Source organism: Dietzia sp. DQ12-76 (assembly GCF_014145045.1).
GTDB lineage: Bacteria > Actinomycetota > Actinomycetes > Mycobacteriales > Mycobacteriaceae > Dietzia.
Genome location: NZ_JAALDV010000552.1, coordinates 1858 through 3803, shown reverse-complemented (window position 1 = coordinate 3803; position 1946 = coordinate 1858). Strand labels below are relative to the sequence as shown.

The following is a 1946-nucleotide window of genomic DNA, read 5'->3' as shown; positions in this document are numbered from 1 at the left end:
CGGCCCGGTCGATCGGGGGACGGCCGGGCGGGGTCCGGTTCTCTGGGGGCCGGCCGACGGGGAACCTGTCGACTGCGGGCCGGTGGACTGCGGCCCGGTCGACCGGGGGCTGGTGGTTGGCGGGCCTCCTGCCGGCGCCGCTGCGCCGAAATCGCCCGTGAACAGAGAGTCATCCCCGTCGAGGAGGTGCTTGGTCACCATCGCGCGGGGGCTCATGCCCCGCAGATCGCTGAGCTGCTTGAGCGGTTCGCGGAATTCCTCGAAGTCGGCCCCGTAGTCATCGCGCAGCTGCTGCTGGGCGGTCCCGGCGAACTCCTTGACCTTGCGGATCGCGGACGCGAGCCACCGGGCGGCTTCGGGAAGGCGCTCGGGCCCCAGGACGACGAGCGCTATCACGCCCAGTACCAGGAGCTCGGACCAACCCACGTTAGAGAACATCGCCTCTGAGGATACGTCGTCCGGCACCCCTGGTCACCACGACCTCGGACCACGCCGGGGTCAGGCGAGGACGGGGCGGACGGTCACCTCGATCCGTGAGCCGTCTCGGATGACCTCCACCGGGACGTCCACGTCCGCGCCGGCGCGACGGACGGCCACGATGAGTTCGTCGGACGAACGCACCCGACGTTCACCGATCATCGTCACCACGTCGCCTTCCCGCAGACCGGCCTCGAGCGCGGGCGAGCCCTCGCGGACGTTGACGAGCTCGGCGCCCTCGACGTCGCCGTTGTCCGCCTTGCGCGCGTTCACACCGATCGTGGCATGACGCACGGACCCCTCGGTCATGAGCGAGGTCGCGATGGCGCGCACGTCGTTGACGGGGATCGCGAACCCGAGGCCGATCGATCCGCCTGTCCGGGTGAAGATCGAGGTGTTGATGCCGATCACCGCCCCACTGGCGTCGATGAGCGGACCGCCCGAGTTGCCGGGGTTGATCGCCGCGTCCGTCTGGATGGCGTCGATCACGACGTCCCCGTCGGACGTCGACTCCCCCAGCGCGATCGGCCGCTCGGTGGCCGACACGATGCCCTCGGTGACCGTCCTGGCCAGGCCCAGGGGCGAACCGATGGCCACCACCTGCTCGCCCACCTCGACCCGCTCGGAATCCCCGAGCGTCGCCACGGTGAGGTTCTGGACCCCGTCGACCTTGAGCACCGCGAGGTCGGTCGCCGGGTCGCGGCCGACCAGTTCGGCCGACGCCCTGGTCCCGTCCGTAAAGACGACGTCGATGTCCGCCCTGTCCGCGGCACCGTCCATCGTGACGACGTGGTTGTTGGTGACGATGTACCCCTGCGGGTCGATGACGATGCCTGAGCCCTCACCCCGCGCCGAGGGGGTCGAGACCTGGATGTTGACCACCGCCGGCTGGACCCGCTGGGCGACCTCACCGACCGGGTTGTCGGGCCGCAGGACGTTCGTCGGCGCGTCGGCGATGCGGACGGTCGACGTGGTGAGCACTCGCGCCGAATCGGCGACGATCGCTCCGATCCCGCCACCCACCAGGGCGATGACGGCGACGGCGGCGGCGGCTGCCCCGAGTGCCTGCCGACTCAGCCGCCGTTCGAACAGAGCCTCGGAGAGCGACAGCCTCGGGGGCGGGGGCACGGAGGAACCGGACAGATCCTCGGGTCCGGGCTCCCCGACCGCCTCCACGGCGGGTGCTCCGAACCCCACGGGCGCGTGGGGATCGCGCCAGGGGTCGGGTGATGCGGGTGGCGGCTCCTCGGTCTGGTCCTGCCACGACGGGTGTCGCTCGATCCCCCCGTCGGTGTCACCGGACGGGCCGAACGCGGCGGCCAGCGCGGGGTCGGAACCGTCTCGGCGCGCCGGCCCGGACGCGTGACCCGGTGAGGAGGGGTCGTCCGGAGACGCCGGGCGCCGGGGATCGAATCCCCCGGTCACCCCGGCCGGTCGGGAGAAGAGTCCGGCGGAGGCCTCGTCCACCT

2 protein-coding genes are annotated in these 1946 nt (G+C 71.8%); both read right to left on the bottom strand.

Annotated elements, in window-relative coordinates; genetic code table 11:
- A partial coding sequence (gene tatB, locus G6019_RS16575) for a Sec-independent protein translocase protein TatB (RefSeq protein ID WP_182628098.1) occupies nt 1–438 on the bottom strand: 438 nt, incomplete at its 3' end.
- Between the two features lie 60 nt (nt 439–498).
- On the bottom strand, nt 499–1944 hold the full coding sequence (locus G6019_RS16570; protein WP_309230347.1) for a S1C family serine protease: 1446 nt from the start codon (nt 1942–1944) through the stop codon (nt 499–501).
- Between the last annotated feature and the right edge of the window lie 2 nt (nt 1945–1946).